19 protein-coding genes are annotated in these 21,755 nt (G+C 53.3%); 10 read left to right on the forward strand and 9 right to left on the reverse strand.

Translation table 11 applies throughout. The annotated features are described in order from the left end of the window. Positions 1 to 9: 9 nt before the first annotated feature. The 7 genes from panF to acuI all read right to left on the reverse strand — a co-directional run bounded on the left by panF (position 10) and on the right by acuI (position 6,722). Positions 10 to 1,461, reverse strand: a complete 1,452-nt coding sequence (gene panF, locus SK39_RS13870; RefSeq protein ID WP_048217095.1) for a sodium/pantothenate symporter — start codon at positions 1,459 to 1,461, stop codon at positions 10 to 12. Then, positions 1,451 to 1,693, reverse strand: a complete 243-nt coding sequence (locus SK39_RS13875; protein WP_003025216.1) for a YhdT family protein — start codon at positions 1,691 to 1,693, stop codon at positions 1,451 to 1,453. The genes panF and SK39_RS13875 overlap by 11 nt, the downstream gene beginning before the upstream one ends. A 107-nt stretch (positions 1,694 to 1,800) precedes the next feature. Then, positions 1,801 to 3,150 (reverse strand): acetyl-CoA carboxylase biotin carboxylase subunit, encoded by a 1,350-nt coding sequence (gene accC, locus SK39_RS13880; RefSeq protein WP_003025213.1) that lies wholly within the window; start codon positions 3,148 to 3,150, stop codon positions 1,801 to 1,803. A 10-nt stretch (positions 3,151 to 3,160) separates the two neighbouring features. After that, positions 3,161 to 3,631: an acetyl-CoA carboxylase biotin carboxyl carrier protein gene (gene accB / locus SK39_RS13885; protein WP_003025210.1), complete on the reverse strand. Its 471-nt coding sequence runs from the start codon at positions 3,629 to 3,631 to the stop codon at positions 3,161 to 3,163. A 392-nt stretch (positions 3,632 to 4,023) separates the two neighbouring features. After that, a complete protein-coding gene (gene msrQ, locus SK39_RS13890) occupies positions 4,024 to 4,623 on the reverse strand; it encodes a protein-methionine-sulfoxide reductase heme-binding subunit MsrQ (protein ID WP_048217096.1) in 600 nt (199 codons plus the stop codon). Next, entirely contained in the window at positions 4,624 to 5,628 is a 1,005-nt protein-coding gene (gene msrP, locus SK39_RS13895; RefSeq protein ID WP_048217097.1) for a protein-methionine-sulfoxide reductase catalytic subunit MsrP, read from the reverse strand. It abuts the gene before it with no gap. Between the two features lie 119 nt (positions 5,629 to 5,747). Further along, a complete protein-coding gene (gene acuI, locus SK39_RS13900) occupies positions 5,748 to 6,722 on the reverse strand; it encodes an acrylyl-CoA reductase (NADPH) (protein ID WP_016151069.1) in 975 nt (324 codons plus the stop codon). Between the two features lie 225 nt (positions 6,723 to 6,947). On the opposite strand from acuI, the gene csrD reads away from it, so the two are divergent. Then, a complete protein-coding gene (gene csrD / locus SK39_RS13905; RefSeq protein WP_016151068.1) occupies positions 6,948 to 8,888 on the forward strand; it encodes an RNase E specificity factor CsrD in 1,941 nt (646 codons plus the stop codon). 8 nt (positions 8,889 to 8,896) lie between these two features. On the opposite strand, the gene SK39_RS27140 is transcribed toward csrD, so the two are convergent. Beyond that, positions 8,897 to 9,217 (reverse strand): hypothetical protein, encoded by a 321-nt coding sequence (locus tag SK39_RS27140; protein ID WP_153752135.1) that lies wholly within the window; start codon positions 9,215 to 9,217, stop codon positions 8,897 to 8,899. Here SK39_RS27140 and mreB point away from each other — a divergent pair. The 7 genes from mreB to tldD all read left to right on the forward strand — a co-directional run bounded on the left by mreB (position 9,195) and on the right by tldD (position 19,410). After that, positions 9,195 to 10,238: a rod shape-determining protein MreB gene (gene mreB / locus SK39_RS13910; protein WP_000913396.1), complete on the forward strand. Its 1,044-nt coding sequence runs from the start codon at positions 9,195 to 9,197 to the stop codon at positions 10,236 to 10,238. The two genes, SK39_RS27140 and mreB, sit on opposite strands and share 23 nt — an antisense overlap. A 66-nt stretch (positions 10,239 to 10,304) precedes the next feature. Then, positions 10,305 to 11,327, forward strand: coding sequence for a rod shape-determining protein MreC (gene mreC / locus SK39_RS13915; protein WP_003844819.1), 1,023 nt, complete (start codon positions 10,305 to 10,307; stop codon positions 11,325 to 11,327). After that, positions 11,328 to 11,816 (forward strand): rod shape-determining protein MreD, encoded by a 489-nt coding sequence (gene mreD / locus SK39_RS13920; RefSeq protein WP_003025196.1) that lies wholly within the window; start codon positions 11,328 to 11,330, stop codon positions 11,814 to 11,816. A gap of 7 nt (positions 11,817 to 11,823) precedes the next feature. Further along, positions 11,824 to 12,417, forward strand: a complete 594-nt coding sequence (locus SK39_RS13925) for a Maf family protein (RefSeq protein WP_003839891.1) — start codon at positions 11,824 to 11,826, stop codon at positions 12,415 to 12,417. Continuing rightward, on the forward strand, positions 12,407 to 13,876 hold the full coding sequence (gene rng / locus SK39_RS13930) for a ribonuclease G (RefSeq protein ID WP_003025190.1): 1,470 nt from the start codon (positions 12,407 to 12,409) through the stop codon (positions 13,874 to 13,876). The genes SK39_RS13925 and rng overlap by 11 nt, the downstream gene beginning before the upstream one ends. A 111-nt stretch (positions 13,877 to 13,987) precedes the next feature. Beyond that, positions 13,988 to 17,803 (forward strand): AsmA2 domain-containing protein YhdP, encoded by a 3,816-nt coding sequence (gene yhdP, locus SK39_RS13935; RefSeq protein ID WP_048217098.1) that lies wholly within the window; start codon positions 13,988 to 13,990, stop codon positions 17,801 to 17,803. Positions 17,804 to 17,964: 161 nt separating this feature from the next. Next, positions 17,965 to 19,410 carry a metalloprotease TldD gene (gene tldD, locus SK39_RS13940; RefSeq protein ID WP_003025183.1) on the forward strand — a complete coding sequence of 482 codons (1,446 nt, stop codon included), beginning with the start codon at positions 17,965 to 17,967 and terminating at the stop codon, positions 19,408 to 19,410. Positions 19,411 to 19,496: 86 nt separating this feature from the next. Here tldD and aaeR read toward each other — a convergent pair whose 3' ends face one another. Then, a complete protein-coding gene (gene aaeR / locus SK39_RS13945; RefSeq protein ID WP_048217099.1) occupies positions 19,497 to 20,426 on the reverse strand; it encodes an HTH-type transcriptional activator AaeR in 930 nt (309 codons plus the stop codon). A 184-nt stretch (positions 20,427 to 20,610) separates the two neighbouring features. On the opposite strand from aaeR, the gene aaeX reads away from it, so the two are divergent. Next, positions 20,611 to 20,814 carry a p-hydroxybenzoic acid efflux pump operon protein AaeX gene (gene aaeX / locus SK39_RS13950; RefSeq protein ID WP_003025177.1) on the forward strand — a complete coding sequence of 68 codons (204 nt, stop codon included), beginning with the start codon at positions 20,611 to 20,613 and terminating at the stop codon, positions 20,812 to 20,814. Positions 20,815 to 20,821: 7 nt separating this feature from the next. After that, the gene (aaeA, locus tag SK39_RS13955) at positions 20,822 to 21,754 is read left to right on the forward strand and encodes a p-hydroxybenzoic acid efflux pump subunit AaeA (protein WP_003025174.1); all 933 of its coding nucleotides are present in this window, start codon (positions 20,822 to 20,824) and stop codon (positions 21,752 to 21,754) included. The last annotated feature ends 1 nt before the right edge of the window (position 21,755 follow it).

Below are 21,755 nucleotides of genomic sequence, written 5' to 3' on the forward strand. Positions count from 1 at the left end.
CAAAACTCTTTATTTATCAGTAGTCAATATGGCGACTTGCGGGACGGCGGAACCGAAACGGTTGCCGATCAGGAAAGCCAGCAAGCTTATCAGTAACGAGGGCACGATCGGATGGAAGCCCAGGAACTGAACGTTAAAGGTGGCGAGTAAAGCATAAAGCACGCCGCCGACAATCATCGCGCTCAATGCGCCTGACGCGTTTGCCCGCTCCCAGTAGAGGCCCAGCACCAGCGGCCACAGGAAGACGGCTTCCAGCCCGCCAAACGCCAGCAGATTCAGCCAGATAATCATCTCTGGTGGTTTCCAGGCGGCCAGCAACAGTAACGCGCCCAGCAATAGGGTAATCATTGCTGACATGCGCTTCAGCCGGGTTTCATTTTTAAGCTGTTCCGGACGAAGGTTCAGGTACAGATCCTTAATGATCGTAGCGGAACTTTGCAGCAATTGGGCATTGATCGTCGACATGATCGCGGCCATGGGAGCCGCAAGGAAGATCCCGGCAGCGATCGGCGGCAAGACTTTGACCATCAGCGTAGGGATAACCAGGTCTGGTACCGTCAGGTCAGGGATTACCGCCCGTCCAAGAGCACCCGCCAGATGCATACCAAACATCAGGATCGCCACCACTATGGTGCCGATGATAATGCCGCGGTGTACCGCTTTACTGTCTTTATAAGAGATGCAGCGTACCGCCGTATGCGGCAGGCCAATTACGCCAAAACACACCAATACCCAAAATGAGGTCATAAACGTGGGTGACAAAATGTCATCAGCGCCCTGCGGCGAGACCAGTTTAGGATCGATAGTCTGCAGGGTTACCACCGCATTGCTAAGGCCACCGGCAGCATGGACGACGCCGACCAGCAAAACGATAGTTCCAATCAGCATCACCATACCCTGCATGGTATCGTTCAGTACACTGGCGCGAAATCCGCCGAACGCTGTATACAATGCGATACTGACGCCAAAAATCAGCAATCCAGTTTCGTAAGGAATGCCCGCTGCGGTTTCAAGCAGACGTGCGCCGCCAATAAACTGTACGGTCATTGCTCCGACAAACGCGACCAGCAGGCTGAGACTCGCCAGCCACACCAGCAGGCGGCTCTGGTAGCGCGCAAACAGCATATCGTTGAGGGTAACAGCATTATAACGACGCGCCAGAATCGCGAATTTCTTACCAAGAATCCCCAATGAGAGCCAGACGGCAGGCAACTGGATCATCGCCAGCAGCACCCATCCCAGTCCGTATTTGTAAGCAGCGCCAGGACCGCCAATAAACGAGCTGGCGCTAATGTAGGTTGCCGTTAGCGTCATCGCTAACACGACCCCGCCCATGGAACGGCTGCCAAGGAAATATTCATTCAGGAAGGTACCGGTCACTCTCTTACGCATGGCGTAAACAGAAAGACCGAAGACCACCAGAAGATAGGCGACCAGCGGTAAAATAACTTCAAGCTGCATCGTCATCCTCCAACGAAATGTCGCGATAGATAAACTTCACCATCGCCCAGCACAGCACGATGAAAACCAGCGGCGTTAGCAGGCAGGCCATTTCGAACCAGTGCGGTAAGCCGGTAAAACCCAGCGTTGAATCAGGTAAGTAAGCGGTCACTAACCATGTAACCAGATATAAAAGGGTTAGCCACAGCGCCCAGCGCGCCTCTTTATGGGCCTGAACAAAACGAGCGTCCATTTTTTGTCCCTTGTGGATAAAGAAAGCGGGGATTGTACCTTATGGCACGTGCGGGAGGGGAGAAAAACAAAAGGCCGGAATTTCCGGCCTTTTTGGTTAACGCACGCTTACTTTTCCTGAAGTCCGAGTTTTTTCTCCAGATAGTGGATATTGGTTCCACCGTGCTGGAAGTGCTCGTCATTCATGATACGGATCTGCAGGTCAACGTTGGTTTTGATACCGTCGATGATCAGTTCCTGCAAGGCGTTTTTCATACGGGCGATAGCGACGTCGCGGTTTTCGCCATAGCAGATCAGCTTACCGATCATTGAGTCATAGTACGGAGGTACGGTGTAGCCTGCGTAAATATGAGACTCCCAACGCACACCAAAACCACCCGGCGCGTGGAAACGCGTGATTTTACCCGGGCTTGGCAGGAAGGTGTTCGGGTCTTCGGCATTGATACGGCATTCTACCGCATGGCCTTTAACCACAACTTCGTCCTGCTTGATGGACAGCGGTTGACCCGCTGCGATGCGCAGTTGCTCTTTGATCAGGTCAACGCCGGTGATCATTTCGGTTACCGGGTGTTCAACCTGAATACGGGTGTTCATCTCAATGAAGTAGAACTCGCCGTTTTCGAACAGGAACTCGAAAGTACCCGCCCCGCGATAGCCGATATCAACACAGGCTTTGGCGCAACGCTCGCCGATGTAGCGACGCAGTTCCGGAGTAATGCCTGGTGCTGGTGCTTCTTCGACAACTTTCTGGTGACGACGCTGCATGGAGCAGTCACGCTCTGCCAGATAAATTGCGTTACCCTGACCGTCTGCCAGCACCTGAATCTCAATGTGGCGTGGGTTTTCCAGGTACTTCTCCATGTAAACCATGTCGTTGTTGAAAGCCGCTTTCGCTTCCGCTTTGGTCATGGAGATGGATTGTGCCAGTTCGGCATCGCTGCGCACGACGCGCATACCGCGACCGCCGCCGCCGCCGGAGGCTTTGATGATAACCGGATAACCGATGCGTTTAGCATGAGCGCGGTTAGCGTCCATGTCATCACCCAGCGGGCCGTCAGAGCCTGGGACTGTTGGTACACCTGCTTTCTTCATCGCGGTGATTGCGGACACTTTGTCACCCATCAGGCGGATGGTGTCGGCTTTCGGGCCGATGAAGATAAAGCCGGAACGTTCTACCTGTTCAGCAAAGTTGGCGTTCTCAGAGAGGAAGCCATAACCCGGGTGAATTGCCACCGCGCCAGTGATTTCAGCAGCGCTAATGATAGCCGGGATGTTCAGATAGCTTTTTACGGATGCTGCCGGGCCAATACAGACCGTCTCATCCGCCAGCAATACGTGTTTTAAATCGCGATCCGCGCTTGAATGCACCGCGACAGTCTTGATGCCCAGTTCTTTACAGGCACGAAGAATACGCAAGGCAATCTCGCCGCGGTTGGCGATAACAATTTTATCCAACATGTTCGCCTCGTTATTCGATGACGACCAGCGGCTCGTCAAATTCTACCGGTTGACCGCTTTCTACCAGAATCGCTTTAACTACGCCGGATTTGTCGGCTTCGATCTGGTTCATCATTTTCATGGCTTCAACGATGCACAGGGTATCGCCCGCATTCACTTTCTGGCCGATTTCGATGAACGCTTTCGCATCCGGGCTCGGGGTGCGGTAGAACGTACCAACCATTGGGGAGCGTACGATGTGACCACTGATTTCCGCTGCTGCCGGAGCTTCCATACTTGGAGAGGCAGTTTGTGCGACAGCGTTAGACAGAGCTGGCTGCTGCATCACTGGTGCAGCATAAGCCTGTTGCATCATCGGAAAACTTGCAGCTGGCGCTGCACGGCTGATGCGTACAGATTCTTCGCCTTCAGAAATTTCCAGTTCGGAGATGCCTGATTCTTCAACCAGCTCGATCAGTTTTTTAATCTTACGAATATCCATGAGTGGGTTCCGTACTCTTTGTTTAGTGAGATTGTGACAAGCGTTTTACCGCCGTCTGTATAGCATTTTTATAACAGTGAGTGACAAGATGCCACGCATCTCAGGCGCTGCACTGGGTGCTGCTGCCATTAAATGAGATTGCCAGACTTGTTAGTCATTGTGCGGCTATCTTCTGCCATTTTCGGGTAAAAGACAAAATATACCTTCAATATGCGATTGTCACCCTTTCAGCGCTTTAAAAACGCTACCGGGGATAGCAAAGTCGCACATTATAACTATTTCGTAGCAATTGGCAGCTAAATACTGGTCTTATCAGGGAAGATAATCAACCGTTAACATGTAAAGAAAATCGGATCGTCCGTGTTTTGCAACGCACTGCACATAACGTGAAACTACCGCCACCACTGGCGAAACTTCTTGTAACGGCACGCTAACAGCACCGCCGCGAGCGCTGCATAAATAATCGGTTGAGGGGAGATAATTTTTACCGACCACAGATAATGTATGGGTGCCAGGATCGCCACAAGATAGACGAAGTTGTGCAGATACTGCCATTTTTTACCCAGCATTCGCTGTGCAGCTTGCGTAGACGTTAAGGTGAGGGCGAATAATATGACCCAGCTAGCAATGCCCAATGTTAAATAAGGTCGCGTAAGTAATTCCCGCCCTAATAACGCCAGATTATTAATGCCCAGCTCCAGTAACGCGTAGCTGGTTAAATGCAGCGTTGCCCAGGCGAAACACCATAGCCCTAACAGACGACGTGTGCGTATCAATAATGGCTGTTTAGCGTAGCGCGTGAGTGGAGAGACCAGCAAGGTCGCCAGCAAGAATTTCAGAGCTGTCCTACCGGTAAAGTGCTGGATATCTTTGACCGGATCGGCGCTCAGGCCGCCGTGATTTACCGCCCAAAATAGCCAGATAAACGGCAATAATCCGGCAAGATGCAGGCAAACTTTCAGCCCGATAATGTGCTTTGCGGTCAGACGCACTTAAAAATTCTCCTGCAAATTGAGTCCGCGATACAGTGATGCAACCTCTTCGGCATAGCCGTTAAACATCAGCGTGGGCTGACGCTGTACGTCCAGGATACCGCCTGCGCCAATAAAACGCTCAGTGGCCTGGGACCAGCGGGGGTGATCGACATGCGGATTCACGTTGGCATAAAATCCGTATTCATTGGGCGCGGCCAGATTCCAGGTTGTCGGAGGGCGTTCGCGCGTGAGTTTGATACTCACGATCGACTTAATGCCTTTAAATCCATATTTCCACGGCACAATTAAGCGAATGGGCGCGCCATTTTGTGGCGGAAGGGCCTTACCATAAACCCCCACAGTAAGCAGTGTGAGTGGGTGCATTGCTTCATCCAGACGCAGTCCTTCAACATAGGGATACTTTAGCCCGCCACCAATAAAGCGATCTTTCTGTCCCGGCATATCATCCGGTGCGTACAGCGTTTCGAACGCGACATACTTTGCGTTACTGGTGGGTTCAACCTGCGCCAGCAGTTTATGTAACGGAAAGCCAATCCACGGCACGACCATTGACCAGGCTTCCACGCAGCGCATCCGATAAATCCGTTCTTCCAGCGGGAAACGGGCGGTCAGCGAATCGTGATCGAGGGTGAGTGGTTTTGCCACCTCGCCACTGATTTGCAACGTCCACGGATCGGTTTTCAGGCTGCCTGCATTGGCTGCCGGATCCGCTTTATCGAGACCGAACTCGTAGAAGTTGTTGTAGCCAGAAACCTTATCCGCAGGCGTTAAAGGAAGTGAATTTTGCCAGGCGGCGGGCTTACTGAAATCAAGCGGCTTACCTGCAGGTGCGGGCGGGCGGTCATTACCCTTAAACCAACTCAGAAGGTCAGCCTGAGCAGGGTGGGGTAAAGACAACGCGGCTGCGCTGATCCCTAGTGCTTTCAGCACCTGGCGACGCTGCATAAAAAAAGCCGACTCGTCAGTGACGTCGGCTTCTGTAAATGGACGTAATTTCTTCATAACAGACTCCCGGCTTACGCGTCATAACTGACAGGGGACGCGTAGTTAATATGGCAGGGAGTCTGTAGATGTGCCGCGAAATTTGGTTAATTAAGTGTAAATTTCTGCGCCAGGGCCTGTTACTTCACCTTCACCAGCGTACGGCCTTGCACCTGGTTATTGATGATGGCATCGGCGAACTTCGGCGCATCCGCCAGCGTAATTTCCGTTGCCGCCTGAGCATAGAAAGATTCCGGCAGATCCTTAACCAGACGCGCCCAGGCCTCTGCACGGCGTGCCGGCGGGGTCATCACCGAGTCCACACCTTGCAAGCGAACGTTACGCAGAATGAATGGCATCACCGTGGTCGGCAGAGCGAAACCACCCGCCAGGCCGCAGGCGGCAACGCAGCCACCGTAGTTCATCTGCGCCAGAACTTTTGCCAGAACTTTGTCGCCAACGGTATCCACCGCGCCAGCCCACAGCTGTTTTTCCAGCGGACGAGACTCGGCAAACTCATCGCGGCCAAGAATACGGTTAGCGCCCAGGCTTTTCAGGTAGTCGTGGGTGCTTTCACGGCCCGAAACCGCCGCAACCTGATAACCCAGCTTATGCAGTAACGCAACGGCTGTGCTGCCCACGCCGCCGCTGGCGCCGGTGACGACAATTTCACCGTCTTGCGGGCGAATACCTGCATCTTCAAGCGCCATTACGCACAGCATAGCGGTAAAGCCGGCGGTACCGATGACCATGGCTTTACGCCCATCCAGTCCTTTTGGCAGCGCAACCAGCCAGTCGCCTTTCACGCGTGCGCGCTCTGCCAGTCCACCCCAATGATTTTCACCCACGCCCCAGCCGGTCAGTAACACTTCCTGACCCGCATGAAAACGGGGATCTTCGCTTGCACGCACGGTACCGGCGAAATCGATACCAGGAATCATCGGAAAATTACGAATGATTTTACCCTTGCCAGTGATAGCCAGAGCATCTTTATAGTTCAGGCTTGACCAGTGGATATCCACCGTAACATCGCCTTCAGGTAGCTGATTTTCGTCGAGGGGTTGAACGGATGCGAGGGTTTTTCCGTCCTGCTGTTCTAAGATCAAAGCCTGCATAACCTGTCCTCAATTCGTATAGTGGATTGGAAAATTATTAATGAAGACTATACTCGCTAATCAAAACATGATGCCGATTCTGCGCAATAAATTGCCAGATATACCTGATTTGGTAGTATGCCCACACTGTATGTATAAATGGACGGATTTTGCGTTCAGTTTTGCATTTTTGGGTCGCTTTATCACTTTCAGGCCTGTTTCATAACTGTCGGAGTTAACACAAGGATGCGATTAACGACGAAATTTTCAGCTTTTGTCACGCTGCTTACTGGGTTAACGATCTTCGTGACTCTGATCGGCTGTTCGCTGAGTTTCTATAACGCTATTCAATATAAGTTCACCACGCGCGTGCAGGCGGTCGCGACGGCGATTGATACGCATCTGGTCTCCAGAGATGTCGTTGCGTTAACCCCGCAAATCGATGAGCTGATGGTTTCTGTTGATATCGTGCGCATCGAACTGTTGCAGGGCGAACACGTGGTGTATGACCACTCGCGCACCAGTAGCTACCGACCGGCAGGGACGAACAATCTCTACCGCGAGATCACCGTACCGTTGGTCAAGCATCCGGGCATGTCATTGCGTCTGGTTTATCAGGATCCGATGGGTAACTATTTCCATTCGCTGCTGACCACCGCACCGCTCACGATAGCCATTGCTTTCATTATTCTGATGCTCTTTTTGTCTGTGCGCTGGCTTCAGCGCCAGCTTTCGGGTCAGGAGCTGCTGGAGATTCGTTCCACACGTATTCTGAACGGCGAACGTGGGCCAAACGTGCGGGGAACGGTCTATGAATGGCCTGCGCGCACCAGCAGTGCGCTCGATATGCTGCTGACTGAAATTCAAAATGCTCGCGAGCAACGCAGCCGCCTGGATACGCTGATTCGTTCCTATGTCGCGCAGGATACAAAAACTGGGCTAAGTAACCGCCTGTTCTTTGATAACCAACTGGCCACGCTGCTGGAAGATCAGGAAAAAGTAGGCTCGCATGGCGTCGTGATGATGGTACGCCTGCCGGACTTTACGCTGCTGCGCGATAGCTGGGGAATCACCCTCGCGGAAGAACAAATCTCGACGCTGATCAATTTGTTGTCGACTTTTATGACGCGCTATCCGGGCGCGTTGCTGGCGCGCTACCACCGTAGCGATTTTGCCATCCTGCTGCCACACCGCACGTTGAAAGAGGCGGAAAGTATTGCCGGGCAATTATTAAAAGCGGTAGATGCACTTCCGGCTAATAAAATGATCGATCGTGCCGATATGGTTCATATTGGCATTTGCGTTTGCCGCAGCGGTCAGTCGCCGGAGCAAGTGATGGATCATGCTGAAGCAGCCACCCGGAATTCGGTATTGCAGGGTGGAAATAGCTGGTCGGTCTATGATGACTCGCTGCCGGAAAAAGGTCGGGGCAACGTACGCTGGCGAACGCTGATCGAACAGATGCTCAGCCGGGGCGGGCCGAGAATTTATCAAAAGCCTGCAGTAACCCGTGAAGGGCGGGTGCACCATCGGGAGCTGATGTGCCGTATTTTTGATGGTAACGAAGAGGTCATTTCGGCGGAATATATGCCGATGGTCCTTCAATTTGGCCTGGCTGAAGAGTATGACCGTTTGCAGATAAGCCGTCTGACCCTGCTTTTGGGTTACTGGCCGCAGGAAAATCTGGCGATGCAGATAACGGTTGAATCGCTTATTCGCCCACGTTTTCAGCGCTGGCTGCGTGATACGCTGATGCAGTGCGAAAAATCATTACGCAAACGCATAATTATTGAACTTGCTGAGGCAGATGTCTGTCAACATATCAGCCGGTTACAGCCCGTCATCAGATTGATGAATGCGCTGGGCGTGCGTATTGCCGTTACGCAGGCGGGGTTAACGCTGGTGAGCACCAGTTGGATTAAAGAGCTTAACGTTGAGTTATTGAAGCTGCATCCAAGTCTGGTGAGGAACATTGATAAGCGAACGGAAAATCAGCTTCTGGTTCAAAGCCTGGTGGAGGCCTGTTCGGGAACACCCACGCAGGTTTACGCTACGGGCGTACGTTCGCGTAGTGAGTGGCATACGCTGACAGAACGCGGAGTTGCGGGTGGGCAAGGGGATTTTTTTGCTGCATCACAACCACTTGACACTAACGTGAAAAAATATTCGCAAAGATACTCGGTTTAACCTGCCGTTTAATTTGTTTTCACGTAGAATAACGCGCGCTGTGCCTTCTGGGGGTGTGCTTGCCTGCTCGCCAGGTTGTAACAGCAAACATGCAGGTGAATGACCTTTGACAGGTTGCAAACAAAAGCGAGGAGTGCTGCTGATTTATTCAGCCCTGATGGACTCAGGCCGGTTTTGTAACAAAGGAAACGAACTGCACTAATTTTCACCGTAGCAGATGATTTTTGCGCCTTGTCGCTGCTGCGTGTGGTTGGTAAAGTAAGCGGATTTTGTTTTCCGCCCCAGCTTTCAGGATTATCCCTTAGTATGTTGAAAAAATTTCGTGGCATGTTTTCCAATGACCTGTCCATTGACCTGGGTACCGCGAATACCCTTATTTATGTAAAAGGACAAGGCATCGTATTGAATGAGCCTTCTGTTGTGGCCATTCGTCAGGATCGTGCCGGTTCGCCGAAAAGCGTGGCTGCAGTAGGTCATGATGCGAAGCAGATGCTGGGTCGTACGCCGGGCAATATCGCTGCAATTCGCCCAATGAAAGACGGCGTTATCGCTGACTTCTTCGTGACTGAAAAAATGCTCCAGCACTTTATCAAGCAAGTGCACAGCAATAGCTTCATGCGCCCAAGCCCGCGCGTACTGGTGTGTGTACCGGTTGGAGCAACTCAGGTTGAACGCCGTGCGATCCGTGAATCAGCTCAGGGCGCAGGTGCTCGTGAAGTCTTCCTGATCGAAGAGCCGATGGCGGCTGCGATCGGTGCGGGTCTGCCAGTTTCTGAAGCAACCGGTTCAATGGTTGTTGATATCGGTGGTGGTACCACTGAAGTTGCCGTTATCTCCCTGAACGGCGTGGTTTACTCCTCTTCTGTTCGTATTGGCGGCGACCGCTTTGATGAAGCCATCATTAATTATGTTCGTCGTAACTACGGTTCTCTGATCGGTGAAGCGACCGCAGAACGTATTAAACACGAGATCGGTTCCGCTTATCCGGGCGACGAAGTGCGCGAAATCGAAGTTCGCGGTCGTAACCTGGCTGAAGGCGTTCCGCGCGGCTTTACCCTGAACTCCAACGAGATTCTGGAAGCCCTGCAGGAACCGCTGACCGGTATCGTTAGCGCGGTAATGGTTGCACTGGAACAGTGCCCGCCGGAACTGGCGTCTGACATCTCCGAACGCGGTATGGTGCTGACCGGTGGCGGTGCGCTGCTGCGTAACCTTGACCGTCTGTTAATGGAAGAAACCGGTATTCCAGTTGTTGTTGCTGAAGATCCGCTGACCTGCGTGGCGCGCGGCGGCGGCAAGGCGCTGGAAATGATCGACATGCACGGCGGCGACCTGTTCAGCGAAGAGTAATCGGATGCAGGTTGGGTAGCCCCCGCGGGTTGCCCTTCCGCTCTGATACGAGAATACCCATAGACTATGAAGCCAATTTTTAGCCGTGGCCCTTCGCTACAGATTCGCCTTATTCTGGCGGTGCTGGTGGCGCTCGGCGTTATTATTGCCGACAGCCGCTTGGGTACGTTTAGTCAAATCCGAACGTACATGGATACCGCCGTCAGTCCTTTCTACTTTATCTCAAATGGTCCTCGTGAATTACTTGACGGCGTGTCGCAAACGCTGGCTTCGCGTGACCAACTCGAACTTGAAAACCGGGCATTGCGTCAGGAACTGCTGCTGAAAAATAGCGAACTGCTGATGCTGGGGCAATACAAACAGGAGAACGCGCGTTTGCGTGAGCTGCTGGGATCGCCATTGCGTCAGGACGAACAAAAGATGGTGACGCAGGTCATCTCAACGGTTAATGACCCTTACAGCGATCAGGTGGTGATCGACAAGGGGAGCGTTAACGGCGTCTACGAAGGTCAGCCGGTTATTAGTGACAAAGGCGTTGTGGGTCAGGTCGTGGCGGTGGCTAAACTGACGAGCCGCGTGCTGCTGATTTGCGATGCGACGCATGCGCTGCCCATTCAGGTTCTGCGTAACGATATTCGCGTGATCGCTGCGGGTAACGGCTGCACTGACGATCTTCAGCTCGAACACCTGCCGGCCAATACCGACATTCGCGTTGGCGATGTGCTGGTCACCTCGGGTCTGGGCGGACGTTTCCCTGAAGGTTATCCGGTTGCTGTTGTTTCTTCCGTTAAGCTGGACACTCAGCGCGCTTATACCGTGATTCAGGCTCGCCCGACCGCGGGTCTGCAGCGTTTGCGCTATCTGTTGCTGTTGTGGGGTGCCGATCGTAATGGCGCGAACCCGATGACGCCGGAAGAAGTACACCGCGTTGCCAATGAACGTCTGATGCAAATGATGCCGCAAGTTCTGCCAGCACCAGATGCCATGGGGCCGCCTGCGCCAGTGCCAACTCCTGCAACAGGTGTGACTTCTGCGCCTGTGGATACCACGCCGCCACAACCTGCTCCGCGTAAGCCGGGAGGACAGTAAGTGGCAAGCTATCGTAGCCAGGGACGTTGGGTGATTTGGCTCTCGTTCCTTATTGCACTGTTGCTGCAAGTCATGCCCTGGCCGGATGACATTCTGGTTTTCCGGCCAAACTGGGTACTGCTCATCTTGTTGTATTGGATCCTGGCGCTGCCGCATCGCGTAAATGTGGGCACGGGATTTGTGGTGGGTGCCATACTGGATCTCATCAGCGGCTCCACGCTTGGCGTGCGCGCATTGTCGATGAGTATCATTGCTTATCTGGTCGCGCTGAAATTCCAGCTATTCCGAAACCTCGCGCTCTGGCAACAGGCGCTGGTGGTCATGTTGTTATCACTGGTCGTGGATATTATTGTTTTCTGGGCCGAGTTTTTAGTGATCAACGTCTCTTTCAGACCTGAAGTGTTCTGGAGTAGTGTAGTGAATGGCGTGCTTTGGCCATGGCTATTCTTACTGATGCGTAAAGTCCGTCAGCAGTTTGCGGTGCAATAAGGTTGATATGAATACTCTGTATCTTGCTTCAGGTTCTCCACGTCGTCAGGAGTTGCTTGCTCAGCTTGGTGTTACGTTTGAACGGCTGATCCCTGGGATTGAAGAACAGCGGCACCCGCAGGAAAGTGCGCAGCAGTACGTTTCCCGTCTGGCGCGCGAAAAAGCGCAGGCTGGTGTAGCGCTGGCACCGCGCGATTTGCCGGTATTGGGTGCGGATACCATCGTTATCCTTAATGGCGAAGTGCTGGAAAAACCGCACGACGCTGCCCACGCCGCAGCAATGCTGCGCAAACTGTCGGGCAAAACGCATCAAGTTATGACGGCCGTGGCACTGGCCGATTGCCAGCACAGTCTGGACTGCCTGGTAGTGACGGAAGTGACATTCAGAGCACTAACCGATGAGGACATCGCGGGTTATGTTGCCAGCGGTGAACCAATGGATAAAGCAGGTGCATACGGTATTCAAGGGTTGGGTGGCTGTTTTGTCAGGAAGATAAATGGCAGCTATCACGCCGTAGTCGGCTTACCGCTGGTAGAAACGTATGAGTTGCTGACCAATTTTAACGCACTGCGTGAGAAAAGGGATAAACATGACGGCTGAATTGTTGGTAAACGTAACGCCATCGGAAACTCGGGTGGCTTACATTGATGGCGGTATTCTGCAGGAAATTCATATTGAACGTGAGGCGCGACGCGGAATCGTAGGCAATATCTACAAAGGTCGTGTAAGTCGTGTACTTCCGGGTATGCAGGCGGCTTTTGTAGATATTGGACTGGATAAAGCCGCATTTCTTCACGCTTCTGACATCATGCCGCACACCGAATGCGTGGCGGGTGAAGAACAAAAACAGTTCACCGTACGCGACATTTCTGAACTGGTGCGCCAGGGTCAGGATCTGATGGTGCAGGTGGTAAAAGATCCTTTGGGAACGAAGGGCGCACGCCTGACGACGGACATCACGCTTCCTTCCCGTTATCTCGTTTTTATGCCGGGGGCCTCGCACGTTGGCGTATCCCAACGTATCGAAAGCGAAACGGAACGAGAACGTCTGAAAAAAGTGGTGGCGGATTACTGCGATGAGCAGGGTGGTTTCATCATTCGCACGGCGGCAGAAGGCGTATGCGAAGAGGATCTGGCCTCGGATGCTGCCTACCTGAAACGCGTCTGGACAAAAGTCATGGAGCGTAAAAAGCGCCCGCAAACGCGCTACCAGATGTACGGTGAACTGGCACTGGCACAGCGCGTGTTGCGTGACTTTGCTGATGCGCAGCTTGACCGCATCCGCGTCGACTCCCGTCTGACCTATGAGGCGTTACTGGAATTTACGGCGGAATATATCCCCGAGATGACCAGCAAGCTGGAACATTACAGCGGGCGTCAGCCTATTTTTGATCTCTTTGACGTAGAGAATGAAATCCAGCGCGCGCTGGAACGCAAAGTTGAGCTGAAGTCCGGCGGTTATCTGATCATCGATCAAACTGAAGCGATGACCACCGTCGACATCAATACCGGCGCGTTTGTTGGGCATCGTAATCTCGACGACACTATCTTTAATACTAATATTGAAGCAACGCAGGCCATTGCTCGTCAGCTGCGTCTGCGTAACCTCGGCGGCATTATCATTATCGATTTTATCGACATGAATAATGAAGATCACCGTCGCCGGGTGCTGCACTCCCTGGAGCAGGCTCTGAGCAAGGATCGTGTAAAAACCAGCATTAACGGTTTTTCACAGCTGGGCCTGGTGGAGATGACGCGCAAACGCACACGTGAAAGCGTGGAACATGTATTGTGCAACGAGTGTCCAACCTGCCATGGGCGTGGTACGGTGAAAACGGTGGAAACCGTATGTTATGAAATCATGCGCGAAATCGTGCGGGTACACCATGCATATGACTCCGATCGTTTCCTGGTTTATGCCTCTCCGGCAGTGGCTGAAACCCTGAAAGGTGAAGAGTCACATGCGCTGGCGGAGGTTGAGATCTTTGTCGGCAAACAGGTCAAAGTACAAATCGAACCGCTGTATAACCAGGAGCAGTTCGACGTCGTCATGATGTAAATCGTGTAGTGGCACCCGCGCATGTAGGCCGGATAAGGCGCAAGCGCCGTCATCCGGCAATATTCACTCAAGGGGTGTGAGTCATATTTTTTGGTAGACAAGGAGAGGTGCGTGAGGCGATTGCCGGGGATATTACTGCTCACTGGAGCCGCATTCGTTGTCATCGCAGCGCTGCTGGTCAGTGGACTGCGCCTTGCGTTACCTCATCTTGATAGCTGGCGTCCAGCCATTCTTGGCAAGATTGAATCCGCTACAGGTCTACCTGTTTCCGCCAGTCAGCTTTCTGCCAGCTGGCAAAATTTCGGTCCTACGCTTGAAGCGCGTAATATCCATGCGCAGCTAAAAGATGGGGGAGAATTTTCGGTAAAACGCGTCACGCTGGCGCTGGATGTCTGGCAAAGTTTGCTGCACATGCGTTGGCAGTTTCGCGATCTCACCTTTTGGCAACTGCAGTTGCGCACCAATACTCCTATCCAGCGTAGTGAAGGCGGAGATGGAATTGAAACCGACCATCTCAGCAATCTCTTCCTGCGTCAGTTTGATCATTTCGATCTACGCGACAGTCATATCAGCTTTATAACCCTCTCAGGTCAACGTGCTGAACTGGCGATCCCACAGCTTACCTGGCTGAACGGTAAAAATCGGCATCGCGCCGAGGGTCAGGTCAGCCTCTCCAGCCTGACCGGACAGCACGGCGTTATGCAGGTGCGTATGGATCTGCGTGATGACGAAGGGCTGTTGAATAACGGTCGGGTCTGGCTGCAGGCAGACGACATCGACGTCAAACCATGGCTGGGCAAATGGATGCAGGATAATGTCGCCCTGCAAACCGCGCGTTTTAGCCTGGAAGCATGGATGACGATCAGTAAAGGCGTCGTTTCTGGTGGCGATGTCTGGCTGAAAAAAGGTGGAGCAAGTTGGCTGGGTGAAAATCGTACGCACACGCTCTCCGTCGATAATCTGACGGCGCACATCAGCCGTGAAGAGGCGGGCTGGCAATTCTCTATTCCCGATACTCGTATTACCATGGATGATAAACCCTGGCCGAGCGGTGCATTAACGCTGGCATGGATCCCTGAGCAGGAAGTCGGTGGCGAGAATAACAAACGCAGCGACGAGTTACGCATTCGCGCCAGCAATCTGGAACTGGCCGGGTTAGAAGGGCTACGTCCGATGGCGTCCAGGTTATCACCAGCGTTGGGTGATATCTGGCGGGCCACGCAACCAAGTGGCAAGATCGATGTGTTGGCGCTGGATATCCCGTTACAGGCGACAGAAAAAACCCGCTTCCTGTCATCGTGGACCGATTTGGCCTGGAAACAGTGGAAGCTGCTGCCGGGGGCAGAACATTTCTCCGGTACGCTTGCGGGCAGCGTTGAAAATGGGATGCTCACCGCCTCCATGAAGCAAGCCAAAATGCCGTATGAAACTGTCTTCCGCGCGCCGCTGGAAATAGAGAACGGCATGGCGACGCTAAGCTGGCTGAAAAATGATAAAGGTTTTCAGTTAGATGGGCGCAACATCGATGTTAAAGCGAAAGCGGTACGCGCACGCGGTGGTTTTCGCTATCTGCAGCCCACTGGAGATGAACCGTGGTTAGGCATTCTGGCTGGCATTAGCACCGACGACGGCTCTCAGGCCTGGCGCTATTTTCCGGAAAACTTGATGGGCAAAGAGCTGGTTGACTACCTCAGCGGCGCTATTCAGGGCGGCGAAGCGGATAACGCCACGCTGGTGTATGGCGGTAACCCGCATCTGTTCCCGTATCTGCACAACGAAGGGCAATTTCAGGTTCTGGTGCCGCTACGTAACGCGAAATTTGCTTTCCAACCCGACTGGCCTGCGCTAACCGATCTCAATATTGAACTGAACTTCATTAACGATGGTCTGTGGATGAAGACGGATAGCGTCAATTTAGGCGGCGTGAAGGCCAGTAACCTGACGGCTAATATTCCCGACTATGCTAAAGAAAAACTGCTGATTGATGCCGATATCAACGGGCCGGGCAAGGCGGTCGGACCTTATTTTGATGAGACGCCGTTGAAGGACTCCCTCGGCGCTACGCTTGAGCAGTTGCAGATTGACGGCGATGTGAATGCTCGCTTACATCTGGATATTCCGCTAGACGGCTCGCTGGTTACCGCCAAAGGCGATGTCAACCTGCGTAATAACAGCCTGTTTATTAAACCGCTCGACAGCACGCTGAAGAATTTGAATGGTAAATTCAGCTTTATCAACGGCGATCTGAAGAGCGAGCCGATGACGGCGAACTGGTTTAATCAGCCGCTGAACGTCGACTTCTCCACCACCGAAGGGGCGAAAGCCTATCAGGTAGCCGTGAACCTGCAAGGCGACTGGCAGCCAACCCGCATGGGGATTTTACCAGCGCAGGTCAACGATGCCTTAAGCGGCAGCATGGCGTGGAATGGCAAGGTGGGTATCGATCTTCCGTATCATGCCGGACCGACCTACGACATTGAGCTTAAAGGCGACCTGAAGAATGTAAGTAGCCACTTACCTGCTCCGCTGAATAAGGCAGCCGGTGAGGCATTACCGGTGAACGTTAAGGCCAACGGCAATCTGCGCAGTTTTGCACTGACCGGCAACGCGGGCAGTAAGAACCACTTTAACAGCCGCTGGTTGCTGAATCAGAAACTGACGCTTGACCGCGCAATCTGGACGTCGGAAAGTCGCACCGTGCCCGCGTTACCCGATCAGCAAGGCATTGAGCTTAACCTTCCCCCTATGGATGGCGCGCAATGGCTGGCGTTGTTCCAGAAAGGCGCAGCAGATAACGTTGGCACCAACGCCAACTTCCCGCAGCGCATCACGGTGCGTACGCCATCGTTATCCCTGGGCGGTCAGCAGTGGAATAACTTGAGTATCGTGTCTGAGCCTGCGAGCAATGGCTCCATCGTGCAGGCGCAGGGACGTGAAATTAATGCCACGCTGGCTATGCGCAATAATGCGCCGTGGCTGGCCAATATTAAGTATCTTTATTACAACCCCAGCGCGGCGAAAGCGTCGCCGACGAAAGCACCACTGAATAGTACTCCAGCCTCGCCGTTTTCCGCCGTGGGCAACGTCAGCTTCCACGGCTGGCCGGATGTTCAGTTACGCTGTGCCGAGTGCTGGATGTGGGGACAGAAATACGGGCGCATTGACGCCGATGTGGCGATTAAAGGCGACACGCTAACGCTGAGTAACGGTCTGTTGGATACAGGCTTTGCCAGACTGACCACCGATGGTGTGTGGGTGAACGCGCCGGGCAAAGAACGAACATCACTGAAGGGTAAACTGAGCGGCAGTAAAATTGACTCCGCTGCCAGTTTCTTTGGCGTATCGACCCCGATTCGTAACTCTTCGTTCAACGTGGAGTATGACCTGCACTGGCGTAACCCGCCATGGGATCCAGATGAAGCTTCGCTGAATGGGATTTTGCGTACCCGGTTGGGCAAAGGTGAGCTTACTGAACTCAGCACCGGACATGCGGGGCAACTATTGCGACTGCTGAGCTTTGATGCGTTGCTGCGTAAACTGCGTTTTGATTTCAGCGACACCTTCAGCGAAGGTTTCTATTTCGATTCGATTCGCAGCACGGCCTGGATCAAAGATGGCGTGATGCATACCGATGACACGCTGGTGGACGGTCTGGAGGCAGACATTGCGATGAAAGGCTCGGTGAACCTGGTACGCCGGGAGCTGGATATGGAAGCCATTGTCGCGCCGGAAATTTCTGCCACCGTAGGCGTTGCCGCTGCGTTTGCTGTCAATCCGATTGTCGGCGCGGCGGTGTTTGCTGCCAGTAAGGTTCTGGGACCATTGTGGAGCAAAGTGTCGATTCTGCGCTATCGCATCACCGGTCCGGTCGATAAGCCGCAGATTAACGAAGTTCTGCGTCAGCCGCGCAAAGAAAGCCAGCAATAATTTGACGGGGGCGAGTAATTGCCCCAATCTCAACATAGATCCTCTACCGCAGTCCGTAGGCCGGATAAGGCGTTCACGCCGCCATCCGGCATTGAAGTGCCTGATGGCGACGCTGGCGCGTTTTATCAGGCCTACAACAGTAACTAATGAGTAGCAAAACGATGAGTCTGAACCTGGTAAGTGAACAATTGCTAGCGGCAAATGGCCTGAAACATCAGGATCTGTTTGCCATCCTGGGCCAACTGGCCGAACGCCGTCTTGATTACGGCGATCTCTATTTTCAGTCGAGCTATCACGAATCCTGGGTTTTAGAAGACCGCATCATTAAAGATGGTTCTTACAATATCGATCAGGGCGTTGGCGTGCGCGCCATCAGCGGCGAAAAAACAGGGTTTGCCTATGCAGACCAGATTAGCCTGCTGGCGCTGGAGCAGAGTGCTCATGCTGCCCGTACTATCGTGCGTGACAGCGGTGACGGCAAAGTAAAAACGCTGGGAGCTGTGGAGCATCAGGCGCTTTACACCTCGGTTGATCCCCTGCAGAGCATGAGCCGCGAAGAGAAACTGGATATTCTGCGCCGCGTAGACAGCGTGGCGCGTGCCGCCGACAAGCGCGTCCAGGAAGTAACCGCCAGCCTGACCGGTGTTTATGAACTGATCCTGGTAGCAGCGACCGACGGTACGCTGGCCGCTGACGTTCGCCCGCTGGTACGCCTGTCCGTAAGCGTACAGGTGGAAGAGGACGGTAAGCGCGAGCGCGGCGCCAGCGGTGGCGGCGGTCGTTTTGGCTATGACTATTTCCTGGGCGACCTTGATGGTGAAGTTCGTGCTGACGCATGGGCGAAAGAAGCCGTACGCATGGCGCTGGTTAATCTCTCTGCGGTAGCTGCGCCTGCTGGTACGCTGCCAGTAGTACTCGGCGCTGGCTGGCCTGGCGTTCTGCTGCATGAAGCGGTCGGTCATGGTCTGGAAGGCGACTTTAACCGCCGTGGTACCTCGGTATTCAGCGGTCACATGGGGGAGCTGGTAGCGTCAGAACTGTGCACCGTGGTGGATGACGGCACAATGGCGGACCGTCGTGGCTCTGTGGCTATTGATGATGAAGGCACGCCGGGTCAGTACAACGTGCTGATCGAAAACGGTATTCTGAAAGGCTACATGCAGGACAAACTGAATGCGCGCCTGATGGGCGTTGCGCCAACGGGTAACGGTCGCCGCGAATCTTACGCGCACCTGCCGATGCCACGTATGACCAACACCTATATGCTGCCGGGGAAATCTACGCCGCAGGAAATCATCGAATCCGTTGAATACGGTATTTATGCGCCTAACTTTGGCGGCGGCCAGGTGGATATCACCTCCGGGAAATTTGTGTTCTCTACGTCTGAAGCATATCTGATTGAAAACGGTAAAGTCACCAAACCGGTGAAAGGCGCGACGCTGATTGGGTCTGGTATCGAAGCGATGCAGCAGATTTCGATGGTGGGTAACGACCTGAAACTGGATAACGGGGTTGGCGTGTGCGGTAAAGAAGGGCAGAGCCTGCCGGTGGGCGTGGGTCAGCCCACGCTGAAGGTGGATAACCTTACCGTGGGTGGCACCGCATAACATCATGATGTATGCCCGATAAGCACCAGTGCGATCGGGCATCTTTCCGGATGCGGCGTCAATGCCTTATCCGGCCTACACTTTTTTTATTTCTCTTTTCCCCGACCATACATTCCCTGAAACAGCTGCGCTACATCGACAAAATAGTCTGTCAGATAGTTAATCACCACCTGCACCTTGAGCGGCAATTTGTCTTTTTCGGTATACAGCGCATAGACCGGACGCGGATCCGACTGGTAGCGGGGAAGCAGAATCTCCACTTCGCCACGATTGACCTCATTGATCACCCACATCAGCGGTACATAGGCAATGCCCGCGCCTGCGGCCAGCCAGCGCACCAATGTCATCGGATCGTTAGTCACAAAACGACCCTCTGGGATCAGGCGGGTGGAAATTCCTTCCGGAGCGATAAGCTCGAATTCATTATCCGGGCGCACGCTGTATTCCAGCCACGAGTGGTTGCTGAGATCGGCAGGTTTCTCCGGGGTGCCAAACTGTGCGAGATAGCTTTTCGCCGCGCAGACCACCATCGGCATAGCCCCCAAACGGCGTGAAAACAGGCTGGAGTCCTGCAACGCGCCGACGCGGATAACCACGTCCAGACCATCAGCGATTAAATCCGGGGCCGGGATGCCGGTCACCAGATTTACCGTCAATCCCGGATACTCTTTCAGCATCGTGGCGGTTAATCCGGCGAGGACATTTTGTGCCATAGTTGAAGAACAGCCAATGCGCAGAGTGCCGATGGGCGTGTTGTTAAAGGCATAGAGTTGCTCGTGAACATCCTGCGCTTCGTGCAGCATTCTCCGGCAGCCCTGATAATATATTTTACCGGCTTCAGTTAGCCCAATGCTACGCGTGCTGCGGTTTAGCAGCTTGACTTGTAGCTCATCTTCCAGTTTTGAGACCGTCTGGCTTATCGATGAAACGCTCATTTGTAGCTGTCTTGCGGCGGCAGTGAAGGAGCCCATTTCGACAACTTTGGCGAACACCGACATACGTTTTAATCGTTCCATTGTTCACTCTGGCTTAAAAGTGATTTAGATCACATAATATAGATAACAGCATAACAGTTACGTTAATATATTATTATTCAAATAACGGCTATGTCGCTCTCGCCTGGCTCATCCTTGCCCTTCTCTGCGGTGACATACGCTAGAAAATCTATCATCTGCACTCTCTTACGTTACCAAGGTCAACATGAGTCTGTTTCCCGTTATCGTGGTGTTTGGTCTGTCCTTCCCACCGATTTTTTTCGAATTACTTTTGTCACTGGCGATTTTCTGGCTGGTGCGTCGGGTGCTTGTTCCGACTGGCATCTATGATTTTGTCTGGCATCCGGCTCTGTTTAACACCGCGCTGTATTGCTGTCTGTTCTATTTAATAACGCGCCTGTTCGTTTGAGGTTGAAGTGAAAACACTAACAAGAAAACTCTCCCGCACGGCCATTACCGTGATACTGGTCATTCTGGCCTTCATCGCTATTTTTCGCGCATGGGTGTTCTACACCGAGTCGCCGTGGACGCGTGATGCGCGTTTCAGCGCCGATGTCGTCGCGATTGCGCCGGATGTTGCGGGCCTTATTACCAACGTTAACATCCATGATAACCAACTGGTGAAAAAGGATCAGATCCTGTTCACTATCGACCAGCCACGCTATAAGAAAGCCCTCGAGCAGGCCGAAGCTGACGTGGCCTATTATCAGGTACTGGCGCAGGAAAAACGCCAGGAGGCCGGTCGTCGTAACCGACTGGGCGTGCAGGCTATGTCTCGTGAAGAGATTGACCAATCAAACAACGTCCTGCAAACCGTATTACACCAGCTTGCGAAGGCACAAGCGACCCGCGACCTGGCGAAATTAGATCTGGAACGTACCGTTATCCGAGCGCCAGCAGACGGCTGGGTGACTAACCTGAATGTCTATAGCGGCGAATTTATCACGCGCGGTTCCACGGCGGTGGCATTGGTCAAACAGCATTCTTTCTATGTGCTGGCGTATATGGAAGAAACCAAACTGGAAGGCGTCCGCCCTGGGTATCGCGCTGAAATCACTCCGCTTGGCAGTAATAATGTGCTGAAGGGCACGGTTGATAGCGTGGCGGCTGGCGTAACGAATGCCAGCAGCACGCGGGACGCCAAGGGTATGGCGACCATTGACTCCAATCTTGAATGGGTGCGTCTGGCGCAGCGTGTGCCGGTGCGAATTCGTCTTGATGAGCAGCAGGGAACCTTGTGGCCTGCCGGGACGACGGCGACCGTAGTCATTACCGGCAAGCAGGATCGCGATGCCAGCCAGGAATCTTTCTTCCGTAAAATGGCGCACCGCCTGCGCGAGTTTGGTTAAT

Source organism: Citrobacter sp. BIDMC107, assembly GCF_001037575.1.
Lineage (GTDB): Bacteria > Pseudomonadota > Gammaproteobacteria > Enterobacterales > Enterobacteriaceae > Citrobacter > Citrobacter freundii.

What these genes read in the sequence shown, in the direction of transcription:
- csrD (WP_016151068.1), top strand. Translation starts at nt 6,948, where the DNA reads ATGCGATTAACGACGAAATTTTCAGCTTTTGTCACGCTGCTTACTGGG.
- aaeX (WP_003025177.1), top strand. Translation starts at nt 20,611, where the DNA reads ATGAGTCTGTTTCCCGTTATCGTGGTGTTTGGTCTGTCCTTCCCACCG.
- accB (WP_003025210.1), bottom strand. Translation starts at nt 3,631, where the DNA reads ATGGATATTCGTAAGATTAAAAAACTGATCGAGCTGGTTGAAGAATCA.
- panF (WP_048217095.1), bottom strand. Translation starts at nt 1,461, where the DNA reads ATGCAGCTTGAAGTTATTTTACCGCTGGTCGCCTATCTTCTGGTGGTC.
- SK39_RS13925 (WP_003839891.1), top strand. Translation starts at nt 11,824, where the DNA reads ATGAATACTCTGTATCTTGCTTCAGGTTCTCCACGTCGTCAGGAGTTG.
- accC (WP_003025213.1), bottom strand. Translation starts at nt 3,150, where the DNA reads ATGTTGGATAAAATTGTTATCGCCAACCGCGGCGAGATTGCCTTGCGT.
- acuI (WP_016151069.1), bottom strand. Translation starts at nt 6,722, where the DNA reads ATGCAGGCTTTGATCTTAGAACAGCAGGACGGAAAAACCCTCGCATCC.
- aaeR (WP_048217099.1), bottom strand. Translation starts at nt 20,426, where the DNA reads ATGGAACGATTAAAACGTATGTCGGTGTTCGCCAAAGTTGTCGAAATG.
- tldD (WP_003025183.1), top strand. Translation starts at nt 17,965, where the DNA reads ATGAGTCTGAACCTGGTAAGTGAACAATTGCTAGCGGCAAATGGCCTG.
- rng (WP_003025190.1), top strand. Translation starts at nt 12,407, where the DNA reads ATGACGGCTGAATTGTTGGTAAACGTAACGCCATCGGAAACTCGGGTG.
- SK39_RS13875 (WP_003025216.1), bottom strand. Translation starts at nt 1,693, where the DNA reads ATGGACGCTCGTTTTGTTCAGGCCCATAAAGAGGCGCGCTGGGCGCTG.
- SK39_RS27140 (WP_153752135.1), bottom strand. Translation starts at nt 9,217, where the DNA reads ATGCCACGAAATTTTTTCAACATACTAAGGGATAATCCTGAAAGCTGG.
- msrP (WP_048217097.1), bottom strand. Translation starts at nt 5,628, where the DNA reads ATGAAGAAATTACGTCCATTTACAGAAGCCGACGTCACTGACGAGTCG.
- mreC (WP_003844819.1), top strand. Translation starts at nt 10,305, where the DNA reads ATGAAGCCAATTTTTAGCCGTGGCCCTTCGCTACAGATTCGCCTTATT.
- mreB (WP_000913396.1), top strand. Translation starts at nt 9,195, where the DNA reads ATGTTGAAAAAATTTCGTGGCATGTTTTCCAATGACCTGTCCATTGAC.